14 protein-coding genes and 1 pseudogene are annotated in these 16,850 nt (G+C 50.3%); 5 read left to right on the forward strand and 10 right to left on the reverse strand.

From position 1 onward, the window contains the following. Positions 1–12: 12 nt before the first annotated feature. The 10 genes and pseudogenes from WMW72_RS01895 to WMW72_RS01940 all read right to left on the reverse strand — a co-directional run bounded on the left by WMW72_RS01895 (position 13) and on the right by WMW72_RS01940 (position 9,188). Entirely contained in the window at positions 13–1,377 is a 1,365-nt protein-coding gene (locus WMW72_RS01895; RefSeq protein WP_341413707.1) for an alpha/beta hydrolase fold domain-containing protein, read from the reverse strand. 116 nt (positions 1,378–1,493) lie between these two features. Next, positions 1,494–2,924, reverse strand: a complete 1,431-nt coding sequence (locus WMW72_RS01900; RefSeq protein WP_341413708.1) for a sensor histidine kinase — start codon at positions 2,922–2,924, stop codon at positions 1,494–1,496. Then, positions 2,902–3,605, reverse strand: a pseudogene (locus tag WMW72_RS01905) (response regulator transcription factor). Before WMW72_RS01905 ends, WMW72_RS01900 begins: the two are co-directional and overlap by 23 nt. A gap of 254 nt (positions 3,606–3,859) precedes the next feature. Further along, positions 3,860–4,171 carry a YbjQ family protein gene (locus WMW72_RS01910; protein ID WP_341413709.1) on the reverse strand — a complete coding sequence of 104 codons (312 nt, stop codon included), beginning with the start codon at positions 4,169–4,171 and terminating at the stop codon, positions 3,860–3,862. A 59-nt stretch (positions 4,172–4,230) separates the two neighbouring features. Then, on the reverse strand, positions 4,231–5,499 hold the full coding sequence (locus tag WMW72_RS01915) for a TraB/GumN family protein (protein ID WP_341413710.1): 1,269 nt from the start codon (positions 5,497–5,499) through the stop codon (positions 4,231–4,233). A 274-nt stretch (positions 5,500–5,773) separates the two neighbouring features. After that, positions 5,774–7,033: a TraB/GumN family protein gene (locus WMW72_RS01920; protein WP_341413712.1), complete on the reverse strand. Its 1,260-nt coding sequence runs from the start codon at positions 7,031–7,033 to the stop codon at positions 5,774–5,776. A 75-nt stretch (positions 7,034–7,108) separates the two neighbouring features. Further along, positions 7,109–7,867 (reverse strand): MerR family transcriptional regulator, encoded by a 759-nt coding sequence (locus WMW72_RS01925; RefSeq protein WP_341413713.1) that lies wholly within the window; start codon positions 7,865–7,867, stop codon positions 7,109–7,111. An 86-nt stretch (positions 7,868–7,953) separates the two neighbouring features. Continuing rightward, a complete protein-coding gene (locus tag WMW72_RS01930) occupies positions 7,954–8,394 on the reverse strand; it encodes a copper amine oxidase N-terminal domain-containing protein (RefSeq protein ID WP_341413714.1) in 441 nt (146 codons plus the stop codon). Positions 8,395–8,482: 88 nt separating this feature from the next. Beyond that, positions 8,483–8,845 (reverse strand): M13-type metalloendopeptidase, encoded by a 363-nt coding sequence (locus WMW72_RS01935; protein ID WP_341413715.1) that lies wholly within the window; start codon positions 8,843–8,845, stop codon positions 8,483–8,485. Between the two features lie 40 nt (positions 8,846–8,885). Continuing rightward, complete coding sequence (locus tag WMW72_RS01940; protein WP_341413716.1) at positions 8,886–9,188, reverse strand: hypothetical protein; 303 nt, start codon at positions 9,186–9,188, stop codon at positions 8,886–8,888. 501 nt (positions 9,189–9,689) lie between these two features. Between WMW72_RS01940 and WMW72_RS01945 the strand changes: the two genes are divergently transcribed. From WMW72_RS01945 to WMW72_RS01965, 5 genes are all read left to right on the forward strand, one after another. After that, a complete protein-coding gene (locus WMW72_RS01945; protein WP_341413717.1) occupies positions 9,690–11,549 on the forward strand; it encodes a sensor histidine kinase in 1,860 nt (619 codons plus the stop codon). Beyond that, positions 11,524–13,044 (forward strand): response regulator, encoded by a 1,521-nt coding sequence (locus WMW72_RS01950; protein ID WP_341413718.1) that lies wholly within the window; start codon positions 11,524–11,526, stop codon positions 13,042–13,044. Before WMW72_RS01945 ends, WMW72_RS01950 begins: the two co-directional genes overlap by 26 nt. 276 nt (positions 13,045–13,320) lie before the next feature. After that, positions 13,321–14,202, forward strand: a complete 882-nt coding sequence (locus WMW72_RS01955; RefSeq protein WP_423227509.1) for an ABC transporter permease — start codon at positions 13,321–13,323, stop codon at positions 14,200–14,202. Between the two features lie 16 nt (positions 14,203–14,218). Beyond that, positions 14,219–15,100: a carbohydrate ABC transporter permease gene (locus WMW72_RS01960; RefSeq protein ID WP_341413720.1), complete on the forward strand. Its 882-nt coding sequence runs from the start codon at positions 14,219–14,221 to the stop codon at positions 15,098–15,100. 47 nt (positions 15,101–15,147) lie between these two features. Beyond that, positions 15,148–16,830 (forward strand): extracellular solute-binding protein, encoded by a 1,683-nt coding sequence (locus tag WMW72_RS01965; protein WP_341413721.1) that lies wholly within the window; start codon positions 15,148–15,150, stop codon positions 16,828–16,830. Positions 16,831–16,850: the final 20 nt, after the last annotated feature.

Here is a 16,850-nt window from a genome sequence, read left to right on the forward strand (position 1 = left end):
TCATCCATCACATTATGGCTTCATATGCTTGTTCAGGAATTCAGACATGTCCGCATAGGCGGCCTTCCCTTCGGGCGAGAATTCGCCGAGAATCTGAAACACATGGCCTACCCCTTCGAATATTTTCACAGATACATCGACGCCCGCCTTCTCAGCCTTCTCGGCAATCCACTTGGCATCGTCACGGAATACTTCCTTCTCTCCGGCTTGAATAAGCAGGGGCGGGAACCCACTATAATCTCCATAGAACGGCGATACCAGAGGATTCTTGGGATCTTCATTGCCTGCATAGAGCTTGGCCGCCATCTTGATCGATTCCTTGGACAGCATAAAGTCGCTGGCCAGATCCACAGACTTCTGCGTGATCGTCAGATCGGAGAACGAAGACAGGGAGATGATCGCCCCTGGCATCGGCTCCCCCTTCTCTTTGAGCTTCAGCGCTGTGGCCAGCACCAATCCTCCTCCGGCAGACTCTCCGAATAATACGATGTCGGAGGACTTGTAGCCCTGATCCAGCAGCCACTGATACGCCGTTACAGCATCGTTCAGCCCATCGGGATAAATGTTATTTGGCAGCCCGCGATAATCGACAAGCAGCGCCTTGTAGCCCGTCACTTTCAGCAAGGGAACCGGCATCGCGCGGAACGTGCCCAATGTCGCCCGGTTATAGCCGCCACCGTGCAGGAACAGCACGACTTTGTCTTTGTTGGAATCTTCTTTGGACATCCATTCGCTCGGCACGCCGTTCGCATCCACCGGGGTGAATTGGAATTCACTGTTTTTGCCAAAAAAACGGTCGTTGATTGTCTGGTTGATCTTATCCGTCTCTTCCTGGTTGTGCTCGAGAATAGACTTGCCAAACGTATCGACGAAGTTTTCGATACCTGTGATCTTAGGAACACTGAGCAGTTGCAGAACCTGCAGCTTATCCGCCCACTCCGCCGCTCTGTCCGACATCTCCGTGACAAATAGCAGGTTATTTAAGAGGTTCAGCGGCACATAGGTCTTGGCAGGTGTGCCATGGAGCAGCGGAGCGGCCTCCAGCTCGACCGGCAGGCCGTTGATGACGGCGTTTTTGCTGCCAACCGTGACCTTCACTTGATCCTTACCCTTAGTCAATATGACGCTTGTATCCGCCGGATTCCACTGGATATGCTCGTCGTCATTGGCTATGCCCAGATGAACGAAAATTTCGCGCAGTGGAATGAATAAAACACCATCCACTTTAATCGGTGTGTCCTGCACCTGGAAGAAGTCTCCATTATCGATCATTCTGGCTTTCGTGTACGTGACAATGTTTTCTTCGGCAAAACCAGCGGTTGTCAAACTAAGCGACAAGAAACAAGCTAGAAGTACACGAACCGTCTTCTTCATCATACACACTCTCTTTCTTCAGCATATTGAGCTGCATTCGACAAAGATTGCAGCTGTGCTTACAGAAAAGAGTATACCGGTCCACACTAATGTCAGCCTAAAGTCAATCTTAAAATTCTCTAAGGATTCTGCGGAAGCTTGATAACGAAAACCGTCGCTTCCTGCTCCGTCTCCTCTAGACGGATCGTGCCGCCCATCTTCTCGGTAATTTTCAGCGCGATGGACAAGCCGAGTCCTGTGCTGCCTTCCCCCGACCGGGATTCGTCCCCTGTCACGAACGGGTCGAACACCGTCTTCCTAAGCTCGGGCGGAATCCCCGTCCCTGTGTCGGCAATTTCGATGACGGCATGTGCTGCCGAACGCTTTAGTTCTATGCGGAGTCTCGTACCGGAGGGATTATGTTTTAACGCATTGGAGATCAGATTCAGGATGACCCGTGCCAGCGGCTCGGGATCGTAGACGGCATAGATGTCCTCATCGGGTATATGAACCTGCAACGAGAAATTCCGCTGCTCGATATCTCCATATACCCCCGCTACGACTTCGCGTAAATACTCGCCAAGCTCATGCCGTCCCAGCTTGAAATGATAGTCCGGCGACTCCAGCGTCAGCAGCTCCAGCATGCTCCGGATCAGCCGGGTTACCTGATTCGATTTTTTGTAGACATAGTTCAAATACCGCTTTTGCTGCGCTTCATCGCCGGCCCGGCCTTCGAACAAAGCCTGTGCATATCCCTGGATACTCGTAATGGGCGTATTCAAATCATGTGACAGATCGATAAGCATGCGCTGCTTGCTTTCCTCCAGCTTCTGCTTCTCCAGTGTCGTCTCCTCGATAACCTCGGCCATCTTGTTGAAGGTATCGCGGATTTGGCCGAACTCCTTCTCGGCCTCGATCGATATCCGGGCCCCGTAATCGCCAGACATCAGACGCTTCAAGCCTTGCGATAACGCCAGCAGCGGCTTCTTCATCCGGCGTGAGATCCAGTAGCTGTATAGGAAGATCAGGAACAGCAGTGTCCCGAGCCAGAGGAGGAAGTAAATCCCGAGCCGCTTGGCAACATGGTCCACGAACACTTTATCGTTCACTCTGATGCTCAGCATGACCCGTTCCCGAGGAATTTTGAGCAAGAGGTAGCCGATATCTCCCTTGTCCTCAAGCGGGGTCATCGAAGCAAAGTATGTCTGATTCGCCCGGTTTTCAAGCAGCACATACAACTCCGCATCCGTATAATGAAGCTGGGAATCCCGCTTCACCCCCATGGAGGAGACGACATTCCCTTGCGAATCGAGCCGTTCCAGCCACCCTCCCTGATCAGTCAGACGCTGAATATCCGCGCGGTTATCCTGCAGATCGGTATACATCCAGGCTTCCAGCTTCAGCTGGTTGTCCACCTGCCTGCTCTTATCGTTGAATATCGTAAAATCAGCGAGGACAATAACAATGAAGAGAAGCAGCAGCAGCACAAAGAGAAGATGAAAGATGAAAAAATCAAAAATCAGCGAAGTATGGAGCTGCTGCTTCCTTCTAAGATTCCACAGTCGTATCAAGCTTGTATCCCAACCCTCTGATGGTTTTGATGTAGACGGGTTGCCTTGGATCTCCTTCAATCTTGTCCCTCAGATTGCTGATATGCACCATAATCGTATTGTCATCATATGCGTACTCGTCCCCCCAGATCAGCTCGTACATTTTCTTCCGAGTGAAGACCCGCCCCGGATTTTCCATGAACATGACGATAATCTTATATTCGGTGGAAGTCAGCGATACGGATTTACCCGACCGGTATAGCGTGCAGCTATCACGGTCTAAGTCAAGCTCCCCAATCGTGATCCGGGCCTCGCTTTGGGAATGGTCTTCGAATCAAATTGATGCACGCGGCGCAGCAGCGCCTGGACCCTTGCCGCAATCTCAAGCGGGTTGAAGGGCTTGGCTATATAATCGTCGGCCCCCAACCCCAATCCGAGAATTTTGTCATGATCGCGGTTCCTCGCGGAGAGGAAGAGGACAGGAAAGTGGTGAGTCTCCCGTATTTTCTTGATCAGTTGAAAGCCGTCCATCCCGGGCAGCATGATATCCAGAATCGCACAATCGATCTTTTTGGTCTTGATCTGGTCCAAGGCTTCCTGGGCATTGCGGGCTTCGAAAATCCGATATTCCTTCTCCAGATACAGACGCAGCAGCTCCGTAATCTCCGGCTCGTCCTCCACAATAAGAATGCTGTGTCTCATCCTTGAGCCCTCCTTCAAGTATGCCGGGTTAAGCAGCATTAACCCTTTTGCCGCAACAGCCAAGCTTTTTACCTTATTGTACCAAACCAAGCTGATCACAATCTAACGTGAATCTTAAGGTTATCTTAAGAGCGAAAAACAAAAAAACGCCCGGAAACCCGGGCGTTTACATGCCTCTTGCCTTTGCGGCGCCTTACGCATATCTAAACTTCTACGCGTATGCCAATCGCCCTTGTAGCCGTAGTCTGCACGCCTTAGACAATGACAGCCGTTCCGCTGGCGGCAACCATCAGCATGCCTTCGCGAATGACCTCATAATCAATATCGATGCCGACAATGGCATTGGCTCCAAGATCCGAAGCTTTCTGGGTCATCTCCGCAAATGCCTTATCTCTCGCCTCCTGAAGCTTGCCTTCATAAGCGCGCGAGCGTCCCCCTACGAGATCGGTAATCGAAGCCTTTAAGTCCCTGAGAGCGTTAACTCCCATAATGACTTCGCCAGTTGCGATACCCAAGTACTGCTTAATCGGGGCACCTTCAATAGTTGGTGTCGTGGTTATAATCATATATATATCCTCCTCGAATGATTCTCTCTATATAGCGGTACACTTTTTGAGATTCAGTGTTACTCTTCTTCCACCTTAAAGCCTTCCTTCTCCAGTAATGGAACCACACCCTGTTCGCCCAGCATGTGCAGCATGCCAACTACAACCATATACGTTTCTTTTTTATCACTATTCAGATACCCTTTAATCTTCTCGGCCATTTCGACGTTGCGGTCAGCTATCAGGCCTTTATAATATTCAGCATCCCAGCCTTTAGTGGTGAACTCCGTCAAGGCGTGTTCATCGCCTTCGATCCACATCTTATTCAGATCATCGATCCCAATATCCGGAGAAGGAGGAGTCACCGATTTCGGATCCAGGTTTTGAAGCAGCAGCCTTTCCTGCAGAGCGTCGGAGAAGCTGTTGTTCATTTTCATCTGAGATTCCATGGTTTCCAGTGAAACAACCGGCTTCTTCGCTTCATTGGCCTTCTCAATCAAGTAATTGTCAATCCCTTTTTCCGGTTTGTAGCCTTCTTTGGCAACTTGAAGGTTCATGATCTGTTGCGTGACGAACCACGTCTTGAAGATATCGAAGCTGTTTTCCGGAATGCCATTTGCTTTCAGGACTGCTGTAACTTTATGATACGTTTCTACGGAGATATGATCCTGCAGTTTGGTTCCGTCTTTATAAACACCCCAGTCCAATACCTGTTTTTGTAATTCTTCGGGGGCGACCGTCGACACGTCGACCTCTACGCCCAAGTGGTCCGCAGCTTGGAACGCATTCTCAATCTCAGGACGCAACGGGTACATGCCTTCAGGTACATGATGGATGGAACCAAGCAGATATACCGTGTTTCCTTTATTCTCTACCTTCCACAGAAAGCCGCGGCTTCCACTAGATTGCTGCTTAGAGGTAAGCGAAACCTGACGCAGGGATTGGTTCCAGCCCACTTGATAGCCTACCGTTTCAGCGACAAAGCGGAGCGGCACATACGTGACATTCTGGATGAGTTTTGGGGCTTCTTCCAGCTTGATGGCTTGGCCGTTTGCACTGGCATTTGTGCTGCCAATTTGAAGGGTGAACGAGAGATTCTCTTTGGTTCCGCTTACGGTCCGAGTCGCTTCATCCCAATTCACTTGGACATTCAGCTTTTCCAGGATCGGACGCATCGGAACGAGTGTCACCCCATTTTCTAGGATCGGTTCGGTCGGGCCGAACTGGATTTGATCGTCGTTGAGCCGTATGGACAAGGGATTCTCAGCTGCTTGAGCAGAAGAGAACGCAGAAGCCGAAGCCAACAACGATAGGGAAAGAACTAAAGCGCTCATTTTTTTCATCTGCATGTAAGCTCCCTTCTAGTGAGAGGATAAGGACAGTTTTCTTGAAGACCCCCTTGCAAGTTGCTCGAGGTATTATCCTCAACTCCTATCCTACCAGCCTCATTGAAACGGAGCCTAAACGAATCGATGAACATCCGCTTAATTTTTCTCTTGCCGTTTAGGTTCTGTTAAAGTAAACCCGAGAACGATGACTGCGGCGGACCAGAGCTCTATTCCGGGTGCTGAGAATACGGAAATCGGCCGTTCCTTGGCTGATTCGAACTTGATGATCGAAGTGCTACTGTTTCTCTGCCTTAAAGCCTTCCTTCTCCAGCGTTCGAACGATACCGTAGTCGCCCAGCATGTGCGAAAATCCAACGACGACCATATGCGTTTGTTGCTTATCACTGTTCAGATAGGCTTTAATCTTCTCGGCCATGGCTAAGTCGCGATTAGTCAGCAAGCCTTTATAATATTCGGCATCCCAGCCGGAAGATTGGGTGGATTCAGCCAGGGCGTCATAATTGCCTTCCTTCCATATTCTAGCCAGATACTCTGCCGATACATCCGGAGCAGGGGGAACGACAGAATTAGGGTCCAGATTTAGAAGCAGCAGCCTTTCCTGCAGAGCATCGGAGAAGCCATTATTCAGCTTGTAATTGGAGTCCGCACTTTCCAGTGAAATAATAGGCTTACCGGCTTTATTGGCCTTCTCAATCAAGTACTCATCAATACCCATTCCCGGTTTCAAGCCATCATTTGCAGCATTTAGATTACTAAGCTGTGTGTTCACGAGCCAAGGCTTGAATTTATCAAAGCTATGTTCCGGCATTCCCTTTGTTTTCAAGAACGCTGTTAGTTTTGTATACGTTTCTACGGAGATATGATCCTTAAGTGTGGTTCCATCATTGTAAATACCCAGTTCCACAATTTGTTTTTGTATGTCCACAGGATCTATTGTCGACAAGTCGACCTCTACGCTTAAATCATCAGCAGCCGTGAACGCATTCTCAATCTCCGGGCGCAGCGGGTACATGCTTTCGTCGGCCACATGGATGGAACCAAGCAGATAAACGGTATTGCCTTTATTCTCTATCTTCCACAGAAACCCGCGGCCTCCTTCGGATTGCTGCTTGGAGGTAAGGGTCACCTGACGCAGCGACGGATTCCAGCCCACTTGATAGCCAACCGTTTCAGCGATAAAGCGGAGCGGCACATACGTGACATTCCGGATGAGCTTAGGCGCTACTTCCAGTTGGACGCCTTGGTTGTTTGCCATGGCATTCGCGCTGCCAATTTGAAGAGAGAAGGATAGGCCTTCTTTGGCGCCTCTGGCGGTCTGGGTCGCTTCATCCCAATTCACCTCAATATCCAGCTTCTCCAGAATCGGACGCATCGGGACGAGCGTCACCCCATTCTCTAGGATCGGTTCTGAGGCTCCGAACTGGATTTGCTCCCCATTCAGCCTGATGGATGAAGGCTTCTCTGCCGCTTGAACGGAAGAGAATGCAGCAGTGACTAAGAATAGGGATAGCAATAAAGTACTTATTTTTTTCATAATGTATAAGCTCCTTCTTATTGGAATCATATAAAGCCGAAATAAAACGAATGCTGTTATGGTTCATGTTGGTTCTTATTCTGCTTGTGCAGACGGTTGGGGAATGAGCAGATGACCCAGCACTTCAAACAAGTAGCTCTTAAAGCTCGGTTCAAAGCTGCCCGGGAAATGCGGGTCCATCTCCTCCCCCATGATTCTTCCCGTCTCGCTGAAAGCCAGTTCTTCCAACGGTTGTCCCATCAACTGATCGAATAACCCCTTCAGAGTAAGGGCATGCTCCTGTACAAGCGGATGCCCCGGCTCCAGCCCTTGCTTATGCATAACGAGCAGATCATTAAGCCCTATCATGAGCTCACTTTCCAAGCTAGGACCACTCTTAAATATAGATTGTACGAATGCTTCCGGCAGCCGCTCGGCGATCCATTCCTTCATCTTTCCCTCGTGTTGAATGGAATGAATCATCAGCATAATGAGCTCGGGGTCCATCGTATGGTTTTCCTTCACGATCGCTCTTACGCGTTCAATCGTAGCCACCACGTGCTGGATATGCTGCTGCCTCTGCAGAAGCAGTTCATACTGCATGTCCAATGAAGTCAGATAATCCTGATTGTCCTGCTTCAAATACTTGCCGATCTCGTCCAAGGAATAGTCTAGATATTTTAAGTTCAAGATTTGATGGAGCCGGAATAAATCCTCATCGGTATAAATCCGATGCCCCTGCTCATTGTAGGCGCTTGGCTTGAGCAGTCCCTTGCGATCATAATAGCGCAGCGTGCGTTCCGTCGTTGAGGTCCGTTTGGCGAATGAACCAATGGTATAATACGTCTTACTCATCCTTCTCAGCTCCTTTCTAGCGCCAGCATAACACCTGACGCTGCGTCAGGCGCAAGTATTCTTTTGATTTTGCCGCTCACAGAGAGTCATAGCCAAACCTGCCCAGAGGTAAGCGTCACCTGACGCAGCGACGGATCCCAAGCCACTTGATAGCCTACAGCTTCAGCGACAAAGCGGAGCGGCACATACGTGACTTGCTGGATGAACTTTGGCGCTGCTTCCAGTTTGACCGCTTGGTCGTTTGCCATGGCACTTGTGTTACCAATATGAAGGAAGAAGGAGTGAGCTTCTTTGGCGCCGCTGACGGTTCCTGTTGCTTCATCCCAACTCACCTCTACACCCAGCTTCTCCAGAAGCGGATGGATCGGGACGAGCGTTGCTCCATTTTCTATGAACGGTTCGGACTGGCCGAACTGGATTTGTTCGCCGTTTAGCCATACGGACAAGGGCTTCTCTTCTGCTTGAACGGAAGAGAATGGAGGAGTAATAAACAATAAGGACAGTAATAGAGCACTCATTTTTTTCATAGGCATAAAAGCTCCTTCCAGTTATTGAATCGGTCACTTCAACAAGAAAAGAGCCATAAAACCAAAATTCTCATATCGAATGAAGTTGTTAAGACAACATTCCATGGAGAGATTCTGGCATGACTCCCTGTCTGATTAACAAGCTTCCGAATATGTTGCCAAATCGAAATTCTGTTCTCTGGAGCAATGTACATACATCGCCTTCTTTGACATCAAAGGTTGAGTAGAAATCATCGGTATTAGCAGCAACAACATTGACCCTAACTTTATTGGGCGCATGTGCATCGATGGTTAACAGCAATTGTTCCAGTTCAGGACGAGTCTTCTGTCTCCAGATGGTTGCCCATGATTGGTAGAACTCCGTAAGATTTGCATCTGGCAATTGTTTTGTCGCTTCAAGAGCAACCTTGAGTCCGCTAATGTCTGCAATATTTTCAGGTACAGTTGTCATTTGACTTCGAATGTCTTGTAGTCTTCTCCCGTCCACCACTTCACCAAATTTCCAAACTCATCATAAGCAGCTTATTTCGGTAAATTCCAATCATGTTGTTAACCATGCCCGTAACTTCTTGCTTGGCTTCTTTTCCAAAGTATGTCTCACCATAATAGTTTCCAACCACATACTTGAATCCTGAATTTACGATATTATAAACCGTTTCTTCAGTTGCTGTCATTTTCTCTTGACCAGACAGCGCTCTGCTCAATTGAATGGATGCTTTTACAAAATCATTGGATAGCATAGATTCAGGTGCAGGGGCTTCGATGTATAGGGCGTTTTTTGTTGCATCTTTCATGTATCTTTCACATCTCCAACACTATTGCTCGTACATGCGATGCAGAAATCATAACAGCTGCACCTAAAGTCATGAGACCGAGCGTTTTCATTCTTTTCATTGCTTTTTATTCCTCATAGTGTTAGTTCTATGAAGAGAGTTGGGTTATGGTACAGGAGCCACCTATTTGATCTACCTAATGTGGAGGTTCCACATTTCCTAATCTTACTAGCCTCACTGAAACGGAGCCTAAACGAATGGCTGAACAATAGCTTAATTATGTTCCCGGCAGTTTACGTTCTGTTCAAGTGATTATGCTACGGCATCGGACTTCTTATTCATCCACGCATCGGCCAGGTACAATCGCCTCGGAGACCACTGCCGTTAACGTATCGAGATCATTTTTCTCTTAAACAATCCGGGCAAAGGCTTTATACTGAAAAGGCAAAAATAATAGGTCTTGCAGCATACGGACTATCCATGAAGGACGGTATCTGCGAAAAAGCCAGAAAGGAACCTAGAGTGAACACGATCCAATTGACCCGTAAAAGCTTCTCACGCAAGCTGATCGCCAGTCTCGCGGTTATCATCTTGTTCACCTTTGCCGTTTCCGGCTACATTTCATACAAAATTCATCTCAACCTGTTCACCGAGGAAATCAGTGAGCAGTTCTCCAAGACCAACGAGCAAGCGGCGGCTCGACTTGATTTGCAAATTCGGGACATCTACAGGATCTCGAACTTCATCGTCTTCCACCCATATGTTCAACAGGTACTCGAACGCTCGGCCCAAACTGATCTTCGGGAAACGTACACCCAGCTGTCCGATCAGGATGAGCTTAATAAGCTGCTTTTTCAGGTCAAATACGACGAGCCGAAGCTGGCCTCCATGTACTTGTACGATACCAAGGATAATGGCTTTATTTTCGGCAGCAGCAATGCGTACTCCACACATCTGACCAAAGAAGCGTTCCTGCAGATCAAGGACTCCCTTAAGGGCTCATTCGGGAATCTCATCTGGTTCCCGCTGCAGTTGCCTAACCAAAACCTGGATTCGGGATACCAGACATTTTTTGTTGCGGCCCGGCAAATGAAGACTGTACAGCAGAATCCGTACGGCATCATGGTCATGCTGTTCGATCAGACTCTCATATCCGAATATTTGATCGACTTGGTAAAGGATGCACAAGCAAACGTGTTTCTCTATGATAAAATGGACCATCCCATCTACAGTGATATGGCCAATCTGGATGCGGCACCGCCGCCTGGCGACGTGACGAACCATAATGTTGGTGACGTGGACGGCAAACCGTATTTATACGCCAAGAGCCGCTCCGGCGTCGTTGACTTTACGTTAATTAGCCGGGTTTCGCTAGACTCGTTGCAGTCACGAAGCGGCATTATTTTTCAGGTGAATCTGCTCATCGGCCTCGTCAGCCTGCTTCTTGCCGGTGTCCTGGTCACCTTGGCCAGCAGCCGGCTGCTGCGCCCTCTCCGTGAGCTCGTTCAGGGAATGACTCGTATGAAGCAAGGCAACCTGCAGACCCGGTTGGCGGTGCGCACGGACGATGAGCTTGGCATCATGGCACGCAGCTTCAACTCGATGGCTGAGCACCTGGACACACTCATTAAGGAAGTGTACGAGCGTCAGCTCAACGAGCGGGAAGCGGAGCTTACCGCCCTGCAGGCTCAGCTAAACCCCCATTTTTTACATAATACACTCGATACGATTTACTGGATGGTTTACCTGAAGGACGATCGGGAAACGGCCAAGCTTGTCGTGTCCTTGTCCGACATGCTGCGCTATGCGCTGGAGCCAGCCGAAACCGACACCACGTTGCATCATGAATTTACTCAAATCCGCAACTATTTGACGATTCAAAATCAGAGGTTCGGACACGAGCTTGAGACGATTGTTCACCTCGAGGAGGGAATCGAATCTGCTCCGGTGCCCCGCTTGATCTTACAGCCGCTGGTTGAAAATGTGTTCGTCCATGCCTTCACTGACATGCCCACCGCTCAGGTGCTTGTGATCCGCGCTTACCGGGGGACGGCGACGAACCCCGATACGGACCAAGCGGCACCGGCGATCATTGTCGAGATTATCGATAACGGCAAAGGCATGGATGCGGAGCAAATAAGGTCGGTGCTTAGCCATGCTTATGCTCCACGGGAAAAAGCCGATCTGGATGAGGTCACTTCCGCAACAGACAATCGAAAGCGTAAACAAATAGGGATCCGAAACGTCATTAGACGACTCAACCTGCTCTATCGGGAGCCCTACGGGCTGCGCATCGAGTCGAAGCCGGGAACGGGTACAAAATTCCGCATGTATTTGCCGCCAGGAGGAAAAGCAGATGATAGGCAGAATCTTGATTGTTGATGATGAGCCGCTTATCCGCAAGGGGCTCACAAAGTTGATCGAATCGAACGACCTCGGCTGGAGCGTGGTGGGAGAAGCCAGCAACGGTCAGGAGGCGCTGGAGCAGCTTGAAGAGCTGAACCCGAACCTGGTGCTTAGCGATATTCGGATGCCGGTGATGGACGGGCTCGAATTGACCCGGCACCTCTCGGAGCGCAGCCGCGAGACAGCGGTCATCATCCTGACCGGCTATCGTGACTTCCAATACGCTCAAGCGGCGCTGCGATACGGCGTAGAGGAATTTTTGCTCAAGCCGTGTCCGGAGGAGGAGATATTCCGCGTGCTTCAGCTAGCCTACAGACAGTTGCGAATGAAAGTCGAGCAGCGGCAGCGTGAGGAAAGAGATCGGCGCGATCGGGAGGATCATGCGCTGCGCTCGGCCCTCCTAAGGCTGCCTCAGCCCGCCGGTGAGCCGCCTCAGGCGATGGAATGGCTGCAGGGTCAGGACTTCTGGCTGGTGAGCGTGGAGACATTTCAGCCAGAAGACAAGCTGTATCTGGCCGAGGATATGGACCTGCTGCAGTTCGCAGTGGGCAACATCGCAGCAGAGCTAATGGTGTCCCGTGGCAGCGGACGATGGATGACGGTGGAGTACGGACGGTTGGCGTTTTTTCTGGAGCCGGACGATGGTGATGCGGTGTTCTTCACGAATCTACGGGAGACGGTACTCCGCTTGCTGGGGCTTCCCCTCATCGCGTTGCGGCTCGGCACGGTAAAGACCTCATCGGATGCGGAGAAGTTGTTCAGAGTGCACGGAGCCGCTTCATCACTCCGGCAGACTTCCCATAGCAAGAACGAACAGATCGACGAAGCAAGGGTACGGGCAATTCACGCGGAAATTACGTCGTTCCTGCTGCTTGGCAAACATACCGAGCTCGGGGCTTTCTTGCGGCGCAGCTTTGAAGACAATTCCACGGTTACACTTGCTCAGCGGAAGACGGATGCACTGTGTCTGTCCATGGTGATCCGCGAGGTGCTGCGCAAGGAGTTCGACGCGGAGCAGGATGTGGGCGACATCGGATCCGAGCTTGGGGAGCTCCGGCTGCTGCCGTCGTATGTTGCGGTCGACGAATGGGTGTCGGGGCGAATCGCCACGCTAGAGCGAGCAGCGGCGCATTGGCTGGAGGAGCGAACCAGCGGACTCGCCGAACGAGCCATCCGATATATGGAGCAGCATTACATGGAGGAGTGCAGTCTCACGGCGGTATCCGCTCACGTACACCTGAATCCAAACTACTTCAGCAATCTGTTCAAGAAGCAAACCGGGGAAAGCTTCAGCGGCTATTTGGCAAAACTCCGTGCCGACAAGGCCAAGATGCTGCTCGCCAACACGGATATGAAGATTACCGAGATCGCCCAAGCGGTCGGGTATGCGGATTCGAACTATTTCGCCACGGCGTTCAAGCAGTCGGTCGGCCGCTCGCCGAGCGAATACCGCAAGCTGCATCGCAGTTGAACATAACTCCCTTTTCGGAGAACGGAAAGGGAGTTTTTCTTATTCCCAAATGCCCGTGCCCTGCTATACTTCCTGTAGAAATTCAAGATATATCCGTAGAGATCGAAGGTTTCCCACGGTTAGCTCACTTTATAATGAAGAGGTGAAGAAACAGAGAGGAGCAACAACGTCATGGCAACCGCCCCGATGACTACAAGACCTGCCGGGACGCAGAAGTCACCCCCATCTGGCGACGAACTGCAGCACAGCGCAAGACTAGCCGCACGCCGCCGAAGAATGAAAGCGAACATTCCGTTGATGCTGCTTTTCATTCCCGGACTGCTCTACTATGTCCTATTCAAGTATATCCCGATGGGCGGCCTCATCATTGCCTTCAAGGATTACAACTTCTTTGACGGCGTGTTTGGCAGCCCATGGGTCGGCTTTAGCAATTTCGAGACAATCTTCAAACAGCCTCAGACGCTGAATGTCATCCGTAATACTATCGTGCTAAGCCTGCTGAACGTATTGGTCGGATTCCCGTTCCCGATTCTTCTTGCGATCCTGCTGAACGAAGTTCGGAAAACATGGTACAAAAAAACGATTCAGACCATCGTATATTTGCCTCACTTTTTCTCTTGGGTAATCATCGGAGGGTTCATCGTAACCTTATTCTCTACAGAATCCGGTACGATCAACCACCTGCTGAAGGAGTGGCTGGGTAAGCCGTTCCCGTTCCTATTCACTCCCGGTTCCTGGATAGCCATCTATGTAGGCTCGGGAATCTGGAAGGAAATGGGCTTCAGCGCCATTATCTACTTGGCGGCGCTCACCTCCATCGATCCGAGCTTGTACGAATCGGCCAGTCTGGACGGGGCCAACAAGCTTCAGCAAATCCGGCACATCACCCTACCAGGCATCAGCACGACGATCGTGCTGCTCTTCATCCTCGCGATGGGACGCATCATGGAGGTCGGCTTCGATCACGTCTATGTCCTGCAGAATGCAGTCGTCTCCAATGTGGCGGATGTCATCAGCACCTTCCTATACAGGGTCGGCCTGCAAGGAGCACAGTTCAGTCTCACCGCCGCCATGGGCTTGTTCGAATCGATCGTGGGCCTGATTCTGGTGCTCAGCGCCAACGCCTTAGCCCGCAAGTTCGACCGGGGACTTTGGTAAACTAGGAGGAACAACCATGAGAATATCCACAGGAGAAAGATGGTTCTACGCCATCAATAACATCGTTTTAGCTCTGCTAGGGCTTACCTGCTTGTTTCCGCTGATCAACACGATCGCCGTCGCTTTCAGCGATACATTAGCCATCGAATCAGGACGCGTCACCTTCTATCCAATCGGCTGGAATACGGATGCCTTCACCTCTTTGTTTCAAGGTACGAGGATCGTATCCGCCTTTCAGAACAGCGTCATCATCACCGTGGTCGGCGTCATCCTGAGTATGCTGGCAACGATCATGACCGCTTATCCGATCTCCCGACGTATTTTTTACGGCCGCCGCTTCTTCACGCTCGCGATGGTTTTTACGATGCTGTTCTCCGGCGGCCTCATTCCAACGTATCTCGTCGTAAAGTCATTCGGCATTATGAATACTTATCTAGCCCTCTGGCTACCGGCGCTCGTGAGTACGTACAACATGCTGGTCATGAGAACCTTCTTCGAGAACATCCCCGAAGAGATTGACGATGCCGCCAGAATCGACGGCTGCTCGGAGATCGCTTACCTGATCCGCATCGTATTGCCGTTGTCCCTGCCGGTGATCGCAACCTTGACCTTGTTCTACGGCGTGGGCTACTGGAACATGTTCATGAACGTACTGATCTATATTCACGATACGAGTCTCTTCAACTTGACTGTGCTCGTGCAGAATATGATCCAGAGTCAGAATCTGCTTCAGGAGCTGGTTAACAGTGGCGTAACGTCGGGGGTTCAAGCACAGGTCGTGCCTGAGTCATTAAAAGCAGCCGGTGTGCTGGTCGTCGTATTGCCCATGCTGGCGGTCTATCCATTTGTCCAGAAATTTTTCGTAAAAGGCGTCATGCTAGGTTCCGTCAAGGGCTGAGCTGAACTCATACAATCCAATAAAATGAAATGGAGTGGGTCTACACGATGAGAGAGAAACAATGGATGGCTGGGATGATGGTGTTCACACTGGCAGGAGGCACGCTGCTTGCCGGCTGCTCGAGCTCCAAGTCCGGGGCAGGTACAGAGCCTGGAACAGACGGAGCTCAGAAAGAACCGAAGAAGGATATCACGGTATCGATCTACGACCGGGGCAATGTGTCGCCTAATGAGGGAACGATCGAAAACAATCGTTGGACCAAATGGGTAAATGAGAACGGACCGGCCAACGTGAAATTCGTGGCGATTCCGCGCACCAAGCCGGAAGAGAAGATTAATGTGCTGTACGCATCCGGAAGCGCGCCGGATTTGCTGTTCGAGTACTCCCCGAATGTTAAGGATCCGCTTCAGCAGCAGAAACAGTTCATGCCGATTGATCAGTTGATCGACAAAACCAGTACAGAATATAAGAAGGTGCTGCAAGAATATCCTGCTCTAAAAAAAGCAGGCATGAAAAGCGATGGAAAGCTGTATTATTTTGGACGAATCAACTGGGTCGAACCGAACCGCGGCGTTTTGATCCGGACAGATTGGTTGAAGAAGCTGGGTCTCTCCATGCCGAAGACGACCGATGACTTGTACGAGGTTATCAAAGCATTTACGGAACAGGATCCTGACGGCAATGGCAAGAAGGATACGTATGGCATCTCGCTAAGCGGCAATTCTTCCTTCAGCTTGAAGCAAATCTTTGGGGCCACCTCCAAGTGGGTGGTGAAGAACAACGAGCTCGTGCTCGATTGGGACCGCCAGAAGGCGTATTACACCATCGTCAAGCGATTGTATGATGAAGGACTGGTCGATAAGGATTTTGCCACAGACACCAACGGAGCTAAGTCTAAGCAGGACTTTATTACGGGGAAGACCGGTATCTACGGCATTCTCACCACGGATATTGTGAACGATACCTTGCTCGGGACCATCGATCCGCTCAAGAAAAACGTGCCCGAAGCCGAGGTAGCGTTCTTGCCGTACCCGAAGAGCCCGTTTGGCTCCTTCGTGCCGACTTTAAAAAATCCGGTTCAGATGACCGCCGCTGTCAGCGCGACAGCGAAAAACCCGGATGCCGTTATGAAGTACATCGATTTCATGCTCAAAGAGCCTACAACGAAAGCGTTGGAGTATGGAATAGAAGGAACGCACTATAAGATAACCGATGGGTGTGCGGAAATTATCGACGCCAAAAAATCGAAGACAGAAGTTTCCGACCTCACAGTCGATATGAGAATGCTGGAGAATAACGGAAACAGCTTCAATGCATGCAAAGTACCGCTTGTCGCATACAAGAGCGACCCGCGCAAAGACGAATACCAGAAAGCATATGAGTCGTTCCGGGATACTTACTTGACGTTCGACCGAAGTTACCCGGAACTGACCCACTCCGAGCATATGCCATCTTCACCTAAGGACCTTAACACCATTGAAGCCAATTCAGACAAAGCAAATGGCGATATTTGGTTAAAGGCCATTGTTAGCGGTGATAAGTATTCCATCGACCAAGCATTGAAGGATACTCAGGATACTTGGTCCAAGTCCGGCGGCAAGCAAGTGGAGGAGTGGTACAAGAAGTGGTATGAGTCTGATCGCTCTAATTCGATTCTGGCTAATGATATTTTCGACATTGCCAAGAAACAGAACGCGGAGTATAAACAAATCGTGCAAAGCCTAAAATAAGCGTTAGGAGATGGGGGAAG

The sequence above is a fragment of the Paenibacillus filicis genome (assembly GCF_038070315.1).
Classification (GTDB): Bacteria; Bacillota; Bacilli; order Paenibacillales; family NBRC-103111; genus Paenibacillus_G; species Paenibacillus_G filicis.

Bases quoted from the DNA above. Each gene is read 5' to 3' on its own strand.
- WMW72_RS01925 (WP_341413713.1), bottom strand. From the start codon at position 7,867: ATGAGTAAGACGTATTATACCATTGGTTCATTCGCCAAACGGACCTCA.
- WMW72_RS01895 (WP_341413707.1), bottom strand. From the start codon at position 1,377: ATGATGAAGAAGACGGTTCGTGTACTTCTAGCTTGTTTCTTGTCGCTT.
- WMW72_RS01930 (WP_341413714.1), bottom strand. From the start codon at position 8,394: ATGAAAAAAATGAGTGCTCTATTACTGTCCTTATTGTTTATTACTCCT.
- WMW72_RS01910 (WP_341413709.1), bottom strand. From the start codon at position 4,171: ATGATTATAACCACGACACCAACTATTGAAGGTGCCCCGATTAAGCAG.
- WMW72_RS01950 (WP_341413718.1), top strand. From the start codon at position 11,524: ATGATAGGCAGAATCTTGATTGTTGATGATGAGCCGCTTATCCGCAAG.
- WMW72_RS01965 (WP_341413721.1), top strand. From the start codon at position 15,148: ATGAGAGAGAAACAATGGATGGCTGGGATGATGGTGTTCACACTGGCA.
- WMW72_RS01960 (WP_341413720.1), top strand. From the start codon at position 14,219: ATGAGAATATCCACAGGAGAAAGATGGTTCTACGCCATCAATAACATC.
- WMW72_RS01940 (WP_341413716.1), bottom strand. From the start codon at position 9,188: ATGAAAGATGCAACAAAAAACGCCCTATACATCGAAGCCCCTGCACCT.
- WMW72_RS01935 (WP_341413715.1), bottom strand. From the start codon at position 8,845: ATGACAACTGTACCTGAAAATATTGCAGACATTAGCGGACTCAAGGTT.
- WMW72_RS01955 (WP_423227509.1), top strand. From the start codon at position 13,321: ATGAAAGCGAACATTCCGTTGATGCTGCTTTTCATTCCCGGACTGCTC.
- WMW72_RS01920 (WP_341413712.1), bottom strand. From the start codon at position 7,033: ATGAAAAAAATAAGTACTTTATTGCTATCCCTATTCTTAGTCACTGCT.
- WMW72_RS01915 (WP_341413710.1), bottom strand. From the start codon at position 5,499: ATGCAGATGAAAAAAATGAGCGCTTTAGTTCTTTCCCTATCGTTGTTG.